The sequence below is a fragment of the Pasteurellaceae bacterium RH1A genome (genome assembly GCA_012221805.1).
Classification (GTDB): domain Bacteria; phylum Pseudomonadota; class Gammaproteobacteria; order Enterobacterales; family Pasteurellaceae; genus RH1A.
Genome location: CP015195.1, coordinates 1,730,696 through 1,748,544 on the forward strand (window position 1 = coordinate 1,730,696; position 17,849 = coordinate 1,748,544).

Below are 17,849 nucleotides of genomic sequence, written 5' to 3' on the forward strand. Positions count from 1 at the left end.
TTGGAGATGAGATCCCCCTCTTTAGCAAAGAGGGGTTAGGGGAGATTTGGCAGTATCTTTTTTTGCTTATAAATGATGAGCCAATACATAACATTCCTATCTTGTAGGAGAGTTATTCATTCCCTCACTGACGTTTTCACTCCTGCCAAATCTCCCCCTGCCCCTCTTTGCTAAAGAGGGGAGTAGCTCATAGGAACTTCACTTTCATCTTTCTCATCTAAAGTAAGGAATTGTTCTATTTTGAATTATCAACAGCTCCTAATACAACTAGATGGGGCTATTATAGCTTGCATTAAAAAACCCATTCAAACAAATTCTTGCGAGAACCTCTTTGAATGGGTTTTCCCCCTGGCTGTAAGCCTTACGGTGCTTGGCCTTGCGTTGGTAGCTGCCCTTGCCCTTACGGTTGCGTTCTACACGGTTGCGAAAGAGCTTGTCGGTGACCAAGGCCTTGAGGGCAGAGTCTTGAATCTGGCCTCGCTCATGTAAATAAGCATTGTCTTTTGCCATATTGATTTCCTTTTGTTGATTAAAAATACGCCATAAAAAGAGGCGGAGGCAATTTTGCCAAAAATTCTCGTCTTTGTATATAAGAAAGGGGGAAAAGACTGCTATAATCGCCACATTTCCCGCAACAAGCGGGCTTGATTCGCCCTATTTTTACAAATTTGTGAGGTTTCTATGAAAAAAGAAGAAGTCGGCCACCATTTTCTTGCTCGCTTAGGTAAAACCCGCTTACGCCCAGGCGGCAAACTGGCCACCGATTGGCTGATTGCCAATGGCGACTTCCGCAAGGACAAAAAGGTCTTGGAAGTAGCTTGTAACATGGGCACCACGGCCGTGCAACTGGCCAAGGACTTTGGCTGCCAGATTATTGGTATTGACTTAGACGAAGAAGCCTTAGAAAAAGCTCGCCTCAATATCAAGGAAAATGGGGTGGAAGACCTGGTTCAGGTACAACGAGCCAATGCCACCAAACTGCCTTTTGAGGATGAGAGTTTTGATATTGTGATTAACGAGGCCATGCTGACCATGCTGCCCATTGAAGCCAAGGAAAAGGCCATTCGGGAATACCTACGGGTGCTCAAGCCTAATGGTTTCTTGCTAACCCACGATGTTATGCTCAATGTCGAAGAGGCTGAACAGGTGCTGCAAGACCTGCGTGAGGCCATCAACATCACCGTGACCCCACTAACCAAACAGGGCTGGAAGGACACCTTCCATCGCTGCGGCTTCCGCAATGTGGAAACCTTCAGCGGCGAGATGTCCTTGCTTTCGCCTAAGGGCCTGATCCATGATGAAGGGGTGCTAGGGGCTATGAAGATTGTCGGCAATGCCCTTAAGCCAGAAAACCGTGATACCTTCAAAAAAATGTTCAAGACCTTTAATGATCCTGAGAAAAAATTAGGCTTTATTGCGGTTTGTAGTCAGAAGTAATTTATTTTCACCACACAATCAGCACCAGCCTAGAGGCTGGCGCTATCATTTATAAGGCAAACAACTCCATGTTCGATCTGTTACGCATTTGGTACAAGCGAAAATTTGGCGATCCGCAAACGGCGGTCTTGCTAGGCATCTTGCTGATTGGCTTTGGCATCATCTACTTCTTCAGCTCCTTGCTTATGCCTGTTTTGGTGGCCATTGTCCTGGCCTACCTGCTTGAAATGCCCATCCAGACCCTTGTGCGCCAATTAAAAATGCCCCGCTGGCTCAGTCTCTTGATTGTGCTGGGCGGCTTTTCTGCCCTCTGCGTGTTCCTCTTTATTGTGCTTTTACCCAGCCTTTGGAACCAAACCACCACTTTCTTAAAAGACCTGCCCACCATGTTCAATCTTTTGAACGCTTGGTTGCAGGCTTTGCCCGAACACTACCCAGAGCTGATTGACTATGCCATGTTAGACAGCCTGATGACCAGTGTCCGCAGTAAAATCTTAGGCTTCGGCGACTCCCTCTTGGCCTTTTCGGTCAATTCCATTGTGAACCTGGTCAGCCTGGGGATTTACGCCTTCTTGGTACCGCTTATGGTTTTTTTCCTGCTCAAGGACAAGACCCAATTTATGCACACGGTCGGCAAGCTCCTGCCTAAAAACCGCCGCTTGGCCAACCGTGTTTGGGGGGAAATGCAGGAGCAGATCGCCAACTACATTCGGGGCAAGCTCTTGGAAATCCTGATTGTGGGCGCTGTAACCTACATCATCTTCCTCTTTTTTGACCTGCGCTACCCGCTCCTGCTCTCGGTTGCCGTTGGCCTTTCCGTGCTGGTGCCCTATATCGGGGCAGTGCTGGTCACCATTCCCGTGGCCCTGATTGCCCTCTTCCAATTCGGCCTTTCGCCTGAGTTTTACTACCTCATGTTGGCCTTTGTCATCAGCCAGCTCCTAGACGGCAATGTGGTTGTTCCCCTGCTCTTTTCAGAAGCAGTCAATCTCCATCCGCTCACCATTATTGTGGCCGTGATTATCTTTGGCGGCCTCTGGGGCTTCTGGGGTGTCTTTTTTGCTATCCCGCTGGCCACTCTGGTCAAAGCCGTCATGAATGCCCTGCCAAGTGCCGATGAATAAACTTGATAAGTAAAAGGATCTTATTTTGCGTGTCTCTGACTTCCATTTTGATCTCCCTGATGAACTGATTGCCCGTTACCCAACCGCCGATCGCACGGCCAGTCGCCTCCTGCATTTAGACGGCAAAACAGGTCAAGTGGCTGATCAGCACTTTACGGATTTGCTTGACCATATTGAACCAGGTGATCTGCTGGTCTTTAACAACACCCGGGTTATTCCTGCCCGCCTTTATGGCAGAAAGGCCAGTGGTGGCAAGCTAGAAGTTTTGGTGGAAAGAGTGCTAGACCAGCACCGCTGCCTGGCCCATGTACGGGCATCTAAGGCACCCAAAGAGGGAGCGGAATTGATCTTGGGCGAAGATAAGCTAGGCCAGGGCAAGGGCTTTAAGGCCACCATGGTTGCCCGCCATGAAGCCCTGTTTGAATTGGCATTTGCGGAAGAAGCCCCGCTCTTTGATCTGCTCCAAACCGCAGGCCATATGCCCCTGCCGCCTTATATTGATAGGCCAGATGAAGATGCCGACCAAGAGCGTTATCAAACGGTTTACAGCCAAGTGCTCGGTGCAGTGGCCGCCCCAACTGCCGGCCTGCATTTCGACCAGGCCATGCTAGACCAGCTCCAAGCCAAGGGCGTGCAAACGGCCTTTGTCACCCTCCATGTGGGGGCTGGCACCTTCCAACCTGTGCGGGTGGACACCATTGAAGATCACAAAATGCATGCTGAATATGCCGAAGTCAGCCAAGAGGTGGTGGACTTAATCCTGGCCACCAAGGCTACCGGCAAGCGGGTGATTGCCGTAGGCACGACCTCTGTTCGCTCTATTGAAAGTGCTGCCCAGGCCGCTGAAAAAGCCGGCCAGCTCATTGCCCCCTTCTATTCAGACACCAGCATCTTCCTCTACCCAGGCAAGACCTTCCGTGTAGTCGATGCCTTAGTGACCAACTTCCACCTGCCAGAGTCCACTCTGATTATGCTGGTTTCCGCCTTTGCCGGCTATAAAACCTGCATGCAGGCCTACCAGCACGCCGTTGAGGAAAAATACCGCTTCTTTAGCTATGGCGATGCTATGTTTATTGAGAAGAACCCGAATGCCTTGGAGGATCTGCCACGAGAATAGGAAGCCAAGTACCTTAAAGGCTCAAAGCCCGTCTGCCCACAAAGGAATGCGAAAGGGTGGTGCCATCCACCATTTCCAGTTCACCGCCGACAGGAATGCCGTGGGCGATGCGGGTAACCTTGATATTATGGGCCAGGCACATTTCTGCGATGTAGTTGGCTGTGGCATCCCCTTCAATAGTGGGGTTGGTGGCCAGAATAACCTCGTGGAAGGACTCTTGCTCTAAGCGTGCTTGCAGGAGATCCAGGCCAATTTCCCTTGGGCCAATGCCATCAAGCGGGGATAAATGCCCCATCAGGACAAAATAACGGCCGGAAAATTGGCCTGTTTGTTCAATGGCCTGAATGTCAGCCGGCATTTCGACTACGCAAAGTTGGCCACTGACCTGACGGCGGGGGTTTTGGCAGATGGTGCAGTGTTCTTCTTCGGTAAAGGTGCGGCAGGATTGGCAATGGCCGATGTGGGTCATGGCCTCGTTCAAGGCCTTGGACAGATTTACGCCTCCCTGGCGGTTGCGTTGTAGCAGGTGGTAGGCCATACGTTGGGCCGATTTGGGGCCAACCCCTGGCAGGGCGCGCAGGGCTTCCATCAGGTTTTCAAGTAGTGGACTGGTTTGCATAGATTTGATCCAAAAATAAAGGCAAACCTTTGGCTTGCCTCTTCAAGAAAAAAGGAATTAGAAAGGAAATTTCATACCTGCTGGCAGGTTCATACCCGCGGTTACACCAGCCATTTTCTCTTTTTGCATCTCTTCTGCACGGCGTACGGCATCATTAAAGGCGGCTGCAACCAGGTCTTCCACCATTTCCTTATCATCTTCCATCAAGGATGGATCGATTTCAATGCGGCGGCAGTTGTGCGCCCCGTTGATGGTCACTTTAACCAAGCCTGCGCCTGATTCACCCGTTACTTCTAATTGGGCAATTTCTTCCTGCATTTTTTGCATACGCTCTTGCATTTGCTGAGCCTGTTTCATTAAGCCGCCTAAACCGCCTTTTCCAAACATGGTTTTACCTCTTGATTGACTAAAATAAAAAACAGGGCATTCTACTGAATCCCCCTGACAAGCGCAAGCAAGCGGTTGAAAATCGCCGCTTTTTTGCAAAAAATAACCCCACATAAGTGGGGCTATGGCTTAGTTTTCAATAGAGAAGCGGACAGGCACCGTGACATTTGAACTAAAGCCTGGCGGTGGGCCAGATGGCATTTTGGTAGCCTGGGCGGCCTTAACGGCGGCGGCATCCAAATTGCTGTTACCCGATGAATTGACCACCGACACATTGACTAGCTGGCCTGAGGCCGAAATGCTAAAGCTCAGGGTTACCGTACCGGTTTTACGCATCATCTTCTCACGGGCTGGGTAGGCACTGTTGGCTCGGCGTTGAAGGGCGCGTTGCAACTGGGCCTTATAGGCTGAGATTTCATTGCTTGACGCCGCGCCACTGGCCCCGCCAGTTTGGTTGGTCGCCCCCTTGCCTTGGGCAGAACCATTGACAGCCCCTGCTTGGTTTTGCTTACCTTGAACAGCACCAGGCACAGCCTTGGCCACTACACCCTGGCGAGCTTCCTTGCCAACCTCAACGGCCTTAATCACTTCTTTCGGCTTTTCTTTTGGCTTAGGCTTCTCTCTTTCCTTAGGTTTTTCCTTAGGCTTTGGTTTTTCCTTTGGTTTCTCTTTTGGCTTAGGTGGATCTTTTGGTTTTTCCTTCGGCTTTTCTTTTGGCTTGGGTGGTTCTGGCTTTGGCTCTGGAATCGGCTCAGGCTCTACCACTGGCTCTGGCTCCGGTTCAGGTTCCGGCTCAACTTCAGGTTCTGGTTCAGGCTCGGGAGCAACTGCAACCTGTTCCTGCTGAAGAATGGCCGCCACCATTTCCATAGAGATGCTGGAAACCTGTTCTTCCGCATTGGTTTTCACTGGCACCTGCCAGGCCGTCCAAAGCCCTGCAAACAAAGCACTATGGGCTGCAAGCGATGCCACTAAACCAACTCGTGAATTGTTTTTACTCATTCAGTATCCTATTTGGTGTTGGTGCTTTCTTTTTTAGTGACAATGGCCACGTTTTTGATCTCATTGGCTGCCAGTAGATCGGTTAGCTCAACAAATTTCTCAAAGGCCACTGCTGCATCCACCTTTAAGGTCACCTTTTGGGACTTATCCCAGGCCGCCACTTCTGTCGCCAATTCTTCCTTGGTCACAGGCTTGTCGTTAAAGTAAAACTCGTTGTTTTCGGTGATGGTTAATAGCTTGGCCAACTCATCTGCCTTAAAGGCCGTTGTGGTTGTCGCCTTGGGCACATTCACCTGAATTTTCCCTTGCGAGATAAAGGATGCGGTCACCAGCACAATGGCCAGGAGCACCAACATAATATCAATGAAGGGAATAATGTTGATTTCGTCAAAACTTTTCTTTGTAGATGCCATTTTTGCCTCCTATTTGCTACAAGGCCTAGGCTTTTTTACTTAGAGCCAACCATTTGAGTTTATTGGCTTCTACCTTGCGGCCAAAGCCGTTATAGAAAATCATGGCAGGAATGGCCACCAAGATACCCACTGCGGTGGCTTTAAGGGCCAGGGATAAATGCACCATAATCGAGGCTGCATCAATTTCGCCACCTGAATTGCCCAGTTCATAGAAGGTTAAGAGGATACCAATTACCGTACCCAGCAAGCCAACATAAGGGGCATTGGCACCGATGGTGGAAATGGTGGTGAGGTTGTGGGTTAAATCAATTTCCAACTCTTCAAGGGTTTCATAGTTGGTGACATTCACGCCCTTGTAGAACATTAAACGCTCAATGATCTTCCAAAAGAGGATAATGCTCATCAAGCCCAATAGGCCTAAAATAATGTAATCAATGTATTGTTGTAGGAATTGGAAGAGTTGGTCCATAGTTATGCCTCTTGAAGATAAATTGAATAAATAAAAATGCACATAGATCTCAGACTATGTGCATTTGAGAATTGTTCCTAATTATACGAATTTAGAACAAGAATTCAACCTAATTTCGCTTAGAAGGTGTAATTTACTGCAACACGGTATTCACGGCCAGCACCTGGAAGGTTACTACGCTGTGCGTGAGAAACGTAATGTTTATTGCCGATGTTGTTAATCGCAAAATTCACGTTCATTTTATCAGTGCCAAATGGTTTCCAGTTTGCAGTAATGTCAGTGACGCCATAACCTGATTTACCGCTGGTTGCAGCCCGTACTGTTGAATTACTGAGGAAGAAATTATCTTTGGCATCCACACCTTCAACTTGACGGTGATGAACTGCAATTTCTACATTAGGTTGTGCAAAGCGATAACCCAAGGTGCCTGTCCAGGTTCTACCAATTGCTGCTGCATATTCAGGATTTGAGCTTAACTTATCACCATAGAAACGAGGTTTGCTATAGGCCACACCTAAACGAGTAAAGAAATTGTTGTAGTTAAGGAAGGTCGCTAATTCATAACCATGGTTTTTAATTTTGCCTGCATTGATAATGTCAGAAGCACATTGGAGATTGGTGCCTGAACACAAGTGGTTGTTACGGCCTGTTGAAGTGCCTAGTGCATCTTTGATATTTTGCCAGAAGTAGCTACCTTCTACACCCCAAACGCCATTGTCGTAGTTAAAACCAATTTCTGTATTACGGGCTTTTTCTGCCTTAGTACCATCAGCAATTGAAACCACACCACGGGCACCGTGTGCCATTAGGGCATCGTGCATACGAGGGCTACGGGTCGCATAGTTATGGCTTGCACTCAAAGATAAACCTTGAACAGGTTCATAAATAAGGCCTACACTTGGATTTACTGCACCATCGCTTACTTTTTTGCCGTCCATTGCCTTAAATTGGAAATGATCGTAGCGAACACCTGCGGTTAAGGTCACATCTTTAACTGAGGTAATGGCTTCAGCGTAAACACCCACATCACGTTTTTCTTGGTTTTTCACGCCTGCACGCAAGATGTTGGCTGGTTTCACCTCTTGCTCACGATAATTGACCCCGTATTTTAAGAGGAGATTTTCATGTAATTCAGAGTCGAAATTAATGTTGGCACCCACGGTTTCGACTTTGGTTTTGGTTGCACCATTATTTGCTCTACCACCTGCATAACCGTTACCTGAGTCATCAGCAGACCAACGACCGTGTATTAATTGATAGACATTGGCGGTGGCTTCTTTAGCAAAACCAAGGTCTTTACCTGTCCATTCTAAGTTGGTATTGGTAACGGTCATTTTACGCTCTGATGGCGCCTGACGAGCATCTGTTAAGCGACTACCTGGTGAATTATCTACCGAGAATTCCTCACGCACGGTACGGTCGCCCTTAAATTGTTCTTTTAAATGGCTTAATACAAAGCGATGATTGCCTACATTAGCCCCTACTTTGAATAAATAGCTCAATTTATCCAAGGCGCTATAAGGCACACGAGAGGAGCCATCTTTACCATTTTTATAGCCCTTACCGCCCTTGTAATCATCTTCATTCACGCCATTGACTGCGGCTACAAAATCAAAGGTATCATTTTGACCAAAAGTGGATAGGCCATAGTTATAGCCATCGTTACTGTTATAGCCACCATTTACCTTGAAACCAAAGTTTTTATGGCTGCTATTTTTCAATAAATCCTTAGCTTCTACCGTTTTAGCAATAATCGCACCATTGGTTTGACCAATACCTGCTGAAGCACTACCCGCCCCTTTTTGTACAGCAACCACTTTCACTAAGGCAGGATCTAACATATGGCGGCCTTGGTGGTAGTGGATTTGGCTGTCTGAATAGGCATTATCAACCTTCACATCAACAGAGTTTTGCCCCATACCACGGAGGTAAAGATATTGAGAAGTACCATTACCTCCACCAATACCGATCGCAGGCTCATCTTTGAGTAAGCCACGCAAGTCCGTTTCAACACTTTCATCTTTTTTCTGCATGGTCACAATGTTGCTTTGGACCTTCAAGCCTTGGTTATCGGTAACATGTACTGTATCAAGCACAACAGTGTCGTTGGTTTCAGCCTGTGCAAAACCTGCGACAAGGGCAGCTAATGGAAGAAGTTTGAAATGTGTTTTTTTCATCGAAAGTTCCTTTTAAGTAAAAAAAGTAAGTAGATTTTCAAGATGAGAAACATTATCGTTTTTTTTTGCATCAAAGATCAAGTGCTTTTTTACATTTCACTGACATTTGAGTGACATTGCTTACTTTTTGTAACCCTCTATAAAAATCAGCCACAAAATGCTATATTTGGCACTTTCTTATCGAAGCTGAGAATCTATGGAACAAGAAACCTTTACCGAAATTAGCCCGCAGGCCGCCTGGGACTTACTGCAAAATGAAGACGCTGTCTTAGTCGATATTCGTGATGCCAAGCGCTTTGCCTACAGCCGCCCGCAAGGGGCCTTCCACCTGACCAACCAAAGCTATGGCCATTTTTTAGATGAATATGATTATGATGAACCCATTATTGTCTCCTGCTACCACGGGGTCAGCAGCCGCAATACGGCACAGTTCTTGGTGGAGCAGGGTTTTGAGCGGGTTTATAGCCTCAAGGGAGGCTTTGAGGGTTGGGTACACGCTGGCCTACCTATCGAAACAGCCTATTAGATCAAATTTTTGTAAATTTTTGCTAGAAGAAAAAGGGCGAATAGGGTAATCTTCGCACCGTTTTTTCTAATTTCTGATATTTAAATTTTAAAAGGTGATCTTATGATTAAAAAAATCGCAGTTTTAACCAGTGGTGGGGACGCACCAGGTATGAATGCCGCCATTCGTGGTGTAGTCCGTGCCGCCCTGAGTGAAGGCATTGAAGTCTATGGGGTACAAGATGGTTACTATGGCCTCTGCAACGACTTGGTGAAAAAACTTGAACGCTATTCTGTGTCTGAAATCATTAACCGTGGCGGCACCTTCCTTGGCTCTGCCCGCTTCCCTGAATTTAAAAACCCAGAAGTGCGTAAACAAGCGGTTGAAACCTTGAAAAAATATGCAATTGACGCCTTGGTGGTTATCGGCGGGGACGGCTCCTACATGGGCGCTAAATTGCTGACCGAAGAATTTGGCTACCCTTGTATCGGTATTCCAGGCACCATTGATAACGATGTGGCTGGCACCGACTACACCATCGGCTACCAAACCGCCCTTGAAACCGCCGTGGTTGCCATCGACCGCCTGCGTGACACCTGTAGCTCCCACAAGCGGATTTCCATCGTCGAAATCATGGGCCGCCATTGTGGCGACTTAACCGTTAATGCAGCCCTTGCTGGCGGCTGTGAATACATCATCACGCCTGAAATCGGCTTTGATAAAGACGGCCTGATGGCCAGCATTGAAGAGGGCCTAAAAAAGGGCAAACGCCACGCCATCATCGCCATTACCGAGATGGTGACCGATGTTCACGCCTTGGCTAAAGAAATGGAAGAGCGCTTTGGCAACGAAACCCGTGCAACCGTGCTAGGCCACATCCAACGTGGCGGTGCACCATGCGCCTTCGACCGTATCCTAGGCTCTCGTATGGGAGTTTATGCGGTAGAACTCTTAATGCAGGGTTTCGGCGGCCGTTGTGTGGGCATTCAAAACGAGCAATTAGTCCACCACGACATCATTGACGCTATCAACAATATGCGCCGTCCGTTTAGACGTGATCTCTTTGAAACCTCGCAGAAATTGTTCTAATTATTTCGTTTCCCCCGTTTACGGGAGAGCAAAGATAGCGCCAGCCTCCAGGCTGGTGCTTTAATCTAAGGCACAAGCGAGGACGCTTGCGCCATCAGAGAGTTTCAAGTAGTAACAGGGCGAATGTAATTCGCCCCTACCTAGGTTATTTCCCCATGTTCAAGGACAAGCCTGTTATTTCCAACCAACACGGCGCGCTGGTCATGGCGCTTATCCCCTTTTTATACGCCATTTTCACCAGCCACTTTCACTATCAGCATCTTTTTTTAGGCCTAAGCTGGCTCTTTCTTTATTTTTGCTCCTATCCATTTCTGGCCCTATTCAGCAAAAAGCCCACCGCCCGTAACAAAAAATGGGCCAGTATTTATGCAGCCCTTGCCCTAGTCTTTGCTCTGCCTGTGGTCTTTTATCAGCCTGCTATTTTGCAATTTACCCTGCCGATTTTACCGCTTGCAGGCCTGCAAATTTACTATGCCAAGCGAAAGGATGAACGCAATCTCATCAACGATCTGGCTGGCATTTTAACCTTTGGCCTGGTGGGTATGGCGGCAGCCTATTTGGTCACAGAAACCTACAACTGGGCCATCCTGCTCCACCCTGCCCTCTTTTTTATGGCCACCACGCTTTATATTAAAAGCGTGGCTCGTGAACGGCGCAACCCGCTCTATCTCAAACTAAGCCTAGGTTCACACCTAATTTTAGGCCTAATCTACGCCCTTCTTGGCCAATACGGCCTTGCTCTGGCCTACGGCCTCGGCCTGCTACGAGCGGCCATCATTCCCCGCAAAAACCTCAACGTTAAACAGGTGGGTATGCTAGAATTCCCTGTCGTGCTCATCTTCTTTATTGCGCTTATTTTTAGCTAAGGACACCTATGAAATTTACCGTCATCATCCCCGCCCGCTATGCCTCCAGCCGCCTGCCCCGCAAGCCGCTCCTCGATATTGCCAGCAAGCCCATGATCCAACACGTTTGGGAAAAGGCTCAACAAGCGGGAGCAGAAAGAGTTATTATTGCAACCGATCACCCTGAAATTGAGGCTACTGCCCTGGCCTTCGGAGCCGAAGTCTGCTTAACCTCCGATAAACACAATTCAGGTACTGAACGCCTAGCCGAAGTGGTGGAAAAAATGGGGTTGGACGCAGATGAAATCATTGTCAATGTACAGGGCGATGAGCCACTGATTCCGCCAATCATTGTTCGCCAAGTGGCAGAAAACCTGGCCCAATCAGGCGCCAATATGGCCACACTGGCGGTGAAACTAGAAACCAAGGAAGAGCTTTTTAACCCCAATGTGGTCAAAACCCTAACCGACAACCAGGGCTTCGCCCTCTACTTCTCCCGTGCCCCAATCCCCTTTGCCCGGGATCAGTTTGCCAACTGTGACGATAACTTCGTGGCCTCACAAAACTACCTGCGCCATATCGGCATTTACGCCTACCGAGCGGGCTTTATTCAGCAATATGTGGCCTGGCAGCCAACCCCCCTTGAGCAACTAGAAAGCCTGGAGCAGCTGCGTGCCTTGTGGTATGGGGAGAAAATCCATGTGGAAGTGGCCAAGGAAGCACCGGCCGTAGGCGTGGATACGGCAGAGGATTTGGAACGGGTGAGAGAGATTTTGGGTTAATCACTACCCCCCTCAGCCTTCGGCAGCTCCCCCGTAAACGGGGGGAGCGAAATTTGTATCAATTTAAATATAAAATCTTTTCCCTCCACCCGCTTGCGGGGGAGGTGCCGAAGGCGGAGGGGGGCGTTGTAAACAAAATTTTCCACACCGCTCTTTTATGCGTATAATAGCCCCAATTTCAGCCCGAAAAAGGAAGTCCTATGTCTGACGCTTTCAACACCCTCATCGCCCACAGCCCTAAAATGCAACAAGTGGTCGAGCAGGCCAAGAAATTTGCAAATCTCTCTGCCCCGCTCTTGCTTGAGGGCGAAACGGGCACGGGCAAGGATTTACTGGCCAAGGCCTGTCACGACTTTAGCCTTAGGTCCGAGCAAAAATTCATTGCAGTAAACTGTGCCGGCCTGCCCGAAGACGAGGCGGAAAGTGAGATGTTCGGCCATCGGGGCAATGGAAAGGAAAGTATCGGCTTTTTTGAATATGCCAACAAGGGCACAGTTTTGCTGGATGCCGTGGCCGAATTGTCGCTGGAAATGCAGGCCAAGCTCCTGCGCTTTCTCAATGATGGCAGCTTCCGCCGAGTGGGAGAGGATCAGGAAATTCGGGTGGATGTGCGGGTGATTTGCACCTCCCAGCAGCCGCTCCACCGCCTGGTGGCCGAGGGCAAGGTGCGGGAAGATCTTTATCATCGCCTTAATGTGTTGAGCCTGCAACTGCCGCCTTTACGGGAACGTAAAGACGACTTGCCATTATTAACCGATCATTTCATTACCCAGATCAGCCAAAGCCTGAACATCCAACCACCAAGCTATGATGAAACCTTTATGCAGGTGCTCAAGAACCACTACTGGCGGGGCAATCTGCGGGAACTTTATAATGCTATTTATCGGGCCTGTTCCTTGGCAGTAGATGGGCAACTTTCGGTGACCGATCTCAACCTCTCCAAGGAGGTGGACTCCTTTAATATCGATCTCTTTGGCGAAGGCACGCTGGATGAGATGATGGACTGCTTTGAAGCCTCGCTCCTGCGTAAATTCTATGCCGAATACCCCAGCACCCGTAAACTGGCCCAAAGGCTGGGCGTGTCGCATACTTCCATCGCCAACAAGCTCCGTCAATATGGAATTACCAAATGATGTGGGCAAGAAAAAGCAAGTCTCAATCTGATAGCGTCAACCTCCAGGCTGGTGCGAATAGCCAATATAAGGCACCAGCCTGGAGGCTGGCGCCATCGCTCTTATCCTTAATTCCTCTACAACAAGCGGGTAAATTTTGGCTGTTTTTTGCAAGTTTTTGGGCTTTTACAGCCGCTTGTTGGGCCGCGCCCAGCATTCCTCAAGCCCTTAGGGACAAGAGCCTGATCTACTGCACCAACATTTCGGGTTTTTCCTTTAACCCACAAAAGGCCGACATTGGCACCAATATGAATGTGGTGACCGAGCAGATCTACGACAAGCTGCTGGATCTGGATCCACAAACCCAGGCCCTGAAACCCGCCCTGGCCGAAACCTTTAGCCTGAGTGAAGATGGCCTAACCATCACCCTCAACCTGCGCCGCAAGGTGGCCTTTCACAACACCGAATGGTTCACCCCCACCCGTGACTTTAATGCGGAAGACGTGATCTTTTCCCTCAACCGAGCCATGGGCAAGGCTGATGATTTGCCGGCCCTTAACCGTGCCTCACAAGAAGGCCAAATCTACCACCGCCAGCAAAGTGATGTTTACCAACGCCTGGCCTCACGCACCCATTCGCCCTATTTTGAAAGCGTAGCCTTGGAGAGCAAGATCGCCCGCATTTACGCCCCTCATGCCCATCAGGTCAAAATTGAATTGGTCAAGCCTGATCGGGCCTTTTTGGCCCACCTGGCCAGCCAATATGCGGTTATCTTATCCAAGGAATATGCCCTCCAGCTCAATGCCGATAACAACCTGCCTCAGCTGGACTTATTGCCTGTCGGCACGGGCGTCTATCGCCTGCAAAGCTATGTGCCCAACGAATATGTCCGCCTGCACCCCCACCAAGGCTACTGGGGCAAGCCGGCCAAGGTGGCCAATATGATCGTGGATTTTTCAGCCGATGGCACAGGCCGAATGGCCAAGTTCCTCAACAATGAGTGCGATCTGGCCGCCTTTCCTGAACCTAGCCAGCTTTCCACTCTCAAGGAAGGCCATCTTATCAGCAATAAGGGCGCCAACCTGGCCTATCTGGCCTTTAATTTTCAGCAGGAAAGGATGCAGGACATAAACCTGCGCCAGCATATTGCCCAGGCCATCAACCGTGAGCGTTTGGCCTCCCTGAATTTTTACGGCCAGGCCGAAGTGGCTCAAAATGTTCTTCCCCAGGCCCTGTGGCCAGAAAAAAACCCTGCCAGCTATGCCCATCTGCCCCAAAACCTCAAGCTGGACAAGCCCCTGCGCCTTTGGGTGATTGATGAAAAACGGGTCTATAACCTGCACCCGCTCAAGATGGCCGAATTAATTCGGGCCGACCTGGTGCGGGCTGGCCTGAAAGTCGAGGTTCGCCAGGTCAGCCGGGCTTATTTGGTGCAACAGCTGGCCACGGGCCAGGCCAATTACGATATGATCTTAGGCGGCTGGCTGGCCACCAATTTTGACCCTCTTAGCTTTCTCTCGCCACTTTTAGCCTGCCAGGCCCAGCAGTCGGTCACCAACCTAGCCAACTGGTGCCATTTGGAATTTGATCGCCTCCTGCAAGATGCGGAAAGCAGCCCTGATCCCCTGCAAGGCCAGCTCATCTATCAGGTTATGCAGCGGCTTTTGCAAGAAGAGCTGCCCATTTTACCGCTTGTTCACGCCAACCGCCTGCTTATTGCCAAGGAGCGTGTACACAAGGCCCACATTAGCCCCTTTGGGCAGGTCAATTTGGCTGAATTGGAGTGGAAATAATGTTACTTGCCCTTATTCGTAAACTCTTTTTAACCCTGATTACCCTGATTATCCTCTCGGTCATCAGCTACCACATTTTGCTTAGAGATCCGCTCAACCACTTCTCCAGCCTGCAAGGCTTTCAAGGCTACCTCAACTATGCCCAGGGCCTGCTGCACGGGGACTTGGGCATCAGCTTTGCCACGGGCGAGGCCTTGTCTAGCGAGATTTTGGCTGTCTTCCCGGCCACCATCTTGCTCTGCCTGTCTGCCTCCCTGCTCTCGCTCCTCTTAGGCATTCCGCTGGGCTTTTTAGGGGCCTACCAACGCCATCACTTGCTGGGCAAGCTCTTGGCCTCCCTCGGCTCGCTCAGCCTGGCCGTGCCCGTTTTCTGGCTGGCTCTTGTTTTGCTCTATTATGCCTCAGTCAATCACTGGGAACTGGCCGCCGTGGGCGAACTTCACCCCATTTATGATGTGCCAAGCCTAACGGGCTTCAAGCTCTTGGACGCCTTTTTAAGCGACTCGCCCTACAAGCTCAAGATCACCCAAAGTGCCCTGCACCACCTGGCCCTGCCCACCCTGATCTTGGCTGTGCCGGCCACCTTGGAGGTCATGCGTCTAACCCAGCAAAAAGCCTCCCAAGTTCTGCAAGAGCATTATGTCAAGGTGGCCTACACCCGAGGCTGGTCGCCTCTACGGATTTGGTGGCGGCATATTATGCGTAACACCCTGGCTCCCAATATTCCCCTTATTGCCCGCAATATCACCTTAATTTTTGCCTTTGGGATGTTGATTGAAAATATCGTCAGCTGGGGCGGAGTGGGCCGTTGGATGATCAAGGCCCTGGCCGTGCAGGACTATAACGCCATTTCAGCAGGGGTTATGGCTATTGGGGTCTTTGTGCTGGTGGTGGATATGCTGGCCGAACTCTTAACCCTTTGGCTAGACCCAACCAATAAGAAGGGCTGGTATGTTAAATAAAGAACCTGAACAATTCCGTGAAGTGGCTCATCTAAGCCAGTTTTGGCTCAGCCTACGCCAAGACCGCCTGGCCCTGGTCAGCTTCTACCTCTTTTTAGCCCTGCTCTTTTTGGTCTTTTTCGGCCACCTGATTGCACCTTATCGGGCCGATCATCAATTTATGGGCCTGGAGCTGATGCCCCCTTCTTGGAACGATGCGGGCTTGGTCAGCTACTTTTTTGGCACAGACGACTTGGGCCGGGATATTTTCAGCCGTATCCTTTACGGCTTCTACTACACCGCAGGTTCAGCCCTGGCCATTACCCTGGCCATTACCCTGATTGGCGGGCTTATCGGCGTCTTAGCTGGCACCAAAAAACGCTCCTCTTTTTGGTTGCTCAGCCACCTTTTTGACACCTTCTTGTTCACGCCTATTTTGCTGATCGCCATTATTATTGCCACCCTTATGGAGGCCAGCCTGACCAATGCCATGTTAGCCATTTTCCTGGCCATGCTGCCCCATTTTATCCACCGCATTTATCAGGCCACCCAGCACGAACTCAAGCGGGAATATGTGGTTACCCTAAAGCTAGACGGCGCCCGCCGCTGGGACATCATCAAGCAGGTGATCTTGCCTAACTTAACCGTGGTGGCAGTGAAAGAAGCCAGCCATATTTTTGTGATTGCCGTGCTGGACATCAGTGCGCTCAGTTTTATCTCACTAGGGGCGGCCAGCCCCACGCCTGAATGGGGAGCCATGATTCGGGATTCCATGGAGCTGATTTATATCGCCCCTTGGACGGTTATCCTGCCAGGCATCAGCATTATTTTAGTGATTTTGATCGTCACCATGCTGGGCAACGGCATTGTGCGGGTTTTGAATAAGGATCGCTACTAAGATGGCACTATTAGACATTCGACACCTGACCATTGAAATTCAAACCCCAAACGGGCGGGTGAAAATGGTCGATAACATCAACCTAACCCTGGATGAAGGCGAAATCCTAGGCCTGGTGGGGGAATCGGGTTCGGGCAAGAGCCTGATCGCCAAGGTCATCTGTGGGGTGGTTAAGGACGAGTGGATCGTGACTGCCGACCGCTTCCGCTTTAAGGACATTGAGCTGCTCAAGCTCAGCCCCAGCCAGCGGCGAAAGTTGGTGGATGAAGAAATTGAGATGATCTTCCAAGATGCCCTACAAAGCCTAGATCCTAGCCTGACCATCGGCAAGCAGCTCAAGCAAACCATTCGCTTCAAGGGCAAGTGGTGGCAGTGGTTTGGTTGGAAAACCCGCAAGGCCATTGAGCTGTTGCACAAGGTGGGCATTCGGGATCACAAGGACATCATGCACAGCTACCCCTGCGACATCACCGAGGGCGAGGCTCAAAAGGTTATGATTGCCATGGCCGTGGCCAACCAGCCCCGCCTCTTGGTGGCTGATGAACCCACCAATACCATGGAGGCCACCACCCAGCTTCAGGTTTACCGCTTGCTTTCCAGCATGAACAAGAATCTGGGTACGTCTATTATTTTGGTCAGCAACGATATGTGGAACATCCAAAAATGGGTGGACAGCTTCAACGTGCTTTACTGCGGCCAAACCGTGGAAATCGGAGCCAAGGACACCATCATCGACAGCCCCTACCACCCCTACACCTCGGCCCTGCTGCACAGCATTCCCGACTTCTCTCAACCCCTGCCTTTCAAGAGCCGGCTCAACACCCTCAAGGGTACAGTCCCTGTCCTCCAGCAGATGCCCATCGGCTGCCGCCTAGGCCCCCGCTGCCCCTTCGCCCAGAAAAAATGCGTCAATAAACCGCCCCTACGCAAGTTCAAACAACACGAATTCGCCTGCCACTTTCCATTGAATTTTAGGGAGCAGAATTTCTTGAAGAAGGCAGACTTTGAGCCAGTCAAGGTGGTGGAGAAGACAGAATAGACAAGCGGCCTAGATTTGCAGTTTTTTTGCAAATTTAGACCGCTTGTGAAAGATAAAGATGGCGCCAGCCTCCAGGCTGGTGCCAAAACCTAAAAAGGCA

At 49.8% G+C, this 17,849-nt stretch carries 19 protein-coding genes; 12 read left to right on the forward strand and 7 right to left on the reverse strand.

The genetic code is table 11. The features are described 5' to 3' along the window. Positions 1-267: 267 nt before the first annotated feature. A complete protein-coding gene (locus A4G20_08100) occupies positions 268-510 on the reverse strand; it encodes a hypothetical protein (protein ID QIW16296.1) in 243 nt (80 codons plus the stop codon). A 171-nt stretch (positions 511-681) separates the two neighbouring features. Here A4G20_08100 and A4G20_08105 point away from each other — a divergent pair, with 171 nt between their 5' ends. The 3 genes from A4G20_08105 (at position 682) to A4G20_08115 (ending at position 3,678) form a co-directional block, all read left to right on the forward strand. Continuing rightward, a complete protein-coding gene (locus tag A4G20_08105) occupies positions 682-1,437 on the forward strand; it encodes a hypothetical protein (GenBank protein QIW16297.1) in 756 nt (251 codons plus the stop codon). Between the two features lie 68 nt (positions 1,438-1,505). After that, positions 1,506-2,561: an AI-2E family transporter gene (locus A4G20_08110; protein ID QIW16298.1), complete on the forward strand. Its 1,056-nt coding sequence runs from the start codon at positions 1,506-1,508 to the stop codon at positions 2,559-2,561. Positions 2,562-2,586: 25 nt separating this feature from the next. Beyond that, positions 2,587-3,678: a tRNA preQ1(34) S-adenosylmethionine ribosyltransferase-isomerase QueA gene (locus tag A4G20_08115; GenBank protein QIW16299.1), complete on the forward strand. Its 1,092-nt coding sequence runs from the start codon at positions 2,587-2,589 to the stop codon at positions 3,676-3,678. 13 nt (positions 3,679-3,691) lie between these two features. Here A4G20_08115 and A4G20_08120 read toward each other — a convergent pair whose 3' ends face one another. The 6 genes from A4G20_08120 to A4G20_08145 form a co-directional block, all read right to left on the reverse strand. Then, positions 3,692-4,297, reverse strand: a complete 606-nt coding sequence (locus A4G20_08120) for a recombination protein RecR (GenBank protein ID QIW16300.1) — start codon at positions 4,295-4,297, stop codon at positions 3,692-3,694. 57 nt (positions 4,298-4,354) lie between these two features. Further along, positions 4,355-4,684 (reverse strand): hypothetical protein, encoded by a 330-nt coding sequence (locus A4G20_08125; GenBank protein QIW16301.1) that lies wholly within the window; start codon positions 4,682-4,684, stop codon positions 4,355-4,357. Between the two features lie 129 nt (positions 4,685-4,813). Continuing rightward, positions 4,814-5,686 carry an energy transducer TonB gene (locus tag A4G20_08130; protein ID QIW16302.1) on the reverse strand — a complete coding sequence of 291 codons (873 nt, stop codon included), beginning with the start codon at positions 5,684-5,686 and terminating at the stop codon, positions 4,814-4,816. Between the two features lie 8 nt (positions 5,687-5,694). Further along, positions 5,695-6,099 carry a TonB system transport protein ExbD gene (locus tag A4G20_08135; GenBank protein QIW16303.1) on the reverse strand — a complete coding sequence of 135 codons (405 nt, stop codon included), beginning with the start codon at positions 6,097-6,099 and terminating at the stop codon, positions 5,695-5,697. 25 nt (positions 6,100-6,124) lie between these two features. Continuing rightward, the gene (locus tag A4G20_08140) at positions 6,125-6,568 is read right to left on the reverse strand and encodes a TonB-system energizer ExbB (GenBank protein ID QIW16304.1); all 444 of its coding nucleotides are present in this window, start codon (positions 6,566-6,568) and stop codon (positions 6,125-6,127) included. Positions 6,569-6,687: 119 nt separating this feature from the next. Next, complete coding sequence (locus A4G20_08145) at positions 6,688-8,745, reverse strand: TonB-dependent siderophore receptor (protein ID QIW16305.1); 2,058 nt, start codon at positions 8,743-8,745, stop codon at positions 6,688-6,690. A gap of 196 nt (positions 8,746-8,941) precedes the next feature. Between A4G20_08145 and A4G20_08150 the strand changes: the two genes are divergently transcribed. The 9 genes from A4G20_08150 to A4G20_08190 all read left to right on the forward strand — a co-directional run bounded on the left by A4G20_08150 (position 8,942) and on the right by A4G20_08190 (position 17,749). Next, a complete protein-coding gene (locus A4G20_08150) occupies positions 8,942-9,271 on the forward strand; it encodes a thiosulfate sulfurtransferase (GenBank protein QIW16306.1) in 330 nt (109 codons plus the stop codon). Between the two features lie 102 nt (positions 9,272-9,373). Then, the gene (locus A4G20_08155; GenBank protein ID QIW16307.1) at positions 9,374-10,339 is read left to right on the forward strand and encodes a 6-phosphofructokinase; all 966 of its coding nucleotides are present in this window, start codon (positions 9,374-9,376) and stop codon (positions 10,337-10,339) included. A 155-nt stretch (positions 10,340-10,494) separates the two neighbouring features. Next, a complete protein-coding gene (locus A4G20_08160; protein ID QIW16308.1) occupies positions 10,495-11,205 on the forward strand; it encodes a hypothetical protein in 711 nt (236 codons plus the stop codon). Positions 11,206-11,213: 8 nt separating this feature from the next. Further along, on the forward strand, positions 11,214-11,966 hold the full coding sequence (locus tag A4G20_08165) for a 3-deoxy-manno-octulosonate cytidylyltransferase (protein QIW16309.1): 753 nt from the start codon (positions 11,214-11,216) through the stop codon (positions 11,964-11,966). A 200-nt stretch (positions 11,967-12,166) separates the two neighbouring features. Further along, positions 12,167-13,099, forward strand: coding sequence for a transcriptional regulator (locus A4G20_08170; protein ID QIW16310.1), 933 nt, complete (start codon positions 12,167-12,169; stop codon positions 13,097-13,099). 110 nt (positions 13,100-13,209) lie between these two features. Then, positions 13,210-14,871, forward strand: coding sequence for a peptide ABC transporter substrate-binding protein (locus tag A4G20_08175; GenBank protein ID QIW16884.1), 1,662 nt, complete (start codon positions 13,210-13,212; stop codon positions 14,869-14,871). Continuing rightward, complete coding sequence (locus A4G20_08180; protein ID QIW16311.1) at positions 14,871-15,833, forward strand: peptide ABC transporter permease; 963 nt, start codon at positions 14,871-14,873, stop codon at positions 15,831-15,833. Before A4G20_08175 ends, A4G20_08180 begins: the two co-directional genes overlap by 1 nt. Next, positions 15,823-16,710, forward strand: a complete 888-nt coding sequence (locus tag A4G20_08185) for a peptide ABC transporter permease (protein QIW16312.1) — start codon at positions 15,823-15,825, stop codon at positions 16,708-16,710. The genes A4G20_08180 and A4G20_08185 overlap by 11 nt, the downstream gene beginning before the upstream one ends. 1 nt (position 16,711) lies before the next feature. Continuing rightward, positions 16,712-17,749 carry a peptide ABC transporter ATP-binding protein gene (locus A4G20_08190; GenBank protein ID QIW16313.1) on the forward strand — a complete coding sequence of 346 codons (1,038 nt, stop codon included), beginning with the start codon at positions 16,712-16,714 and terminating at the stop codon, positions 17,747-17,749. Positions 17,750-17,849 lie beyond the last annotated feature (100 nt).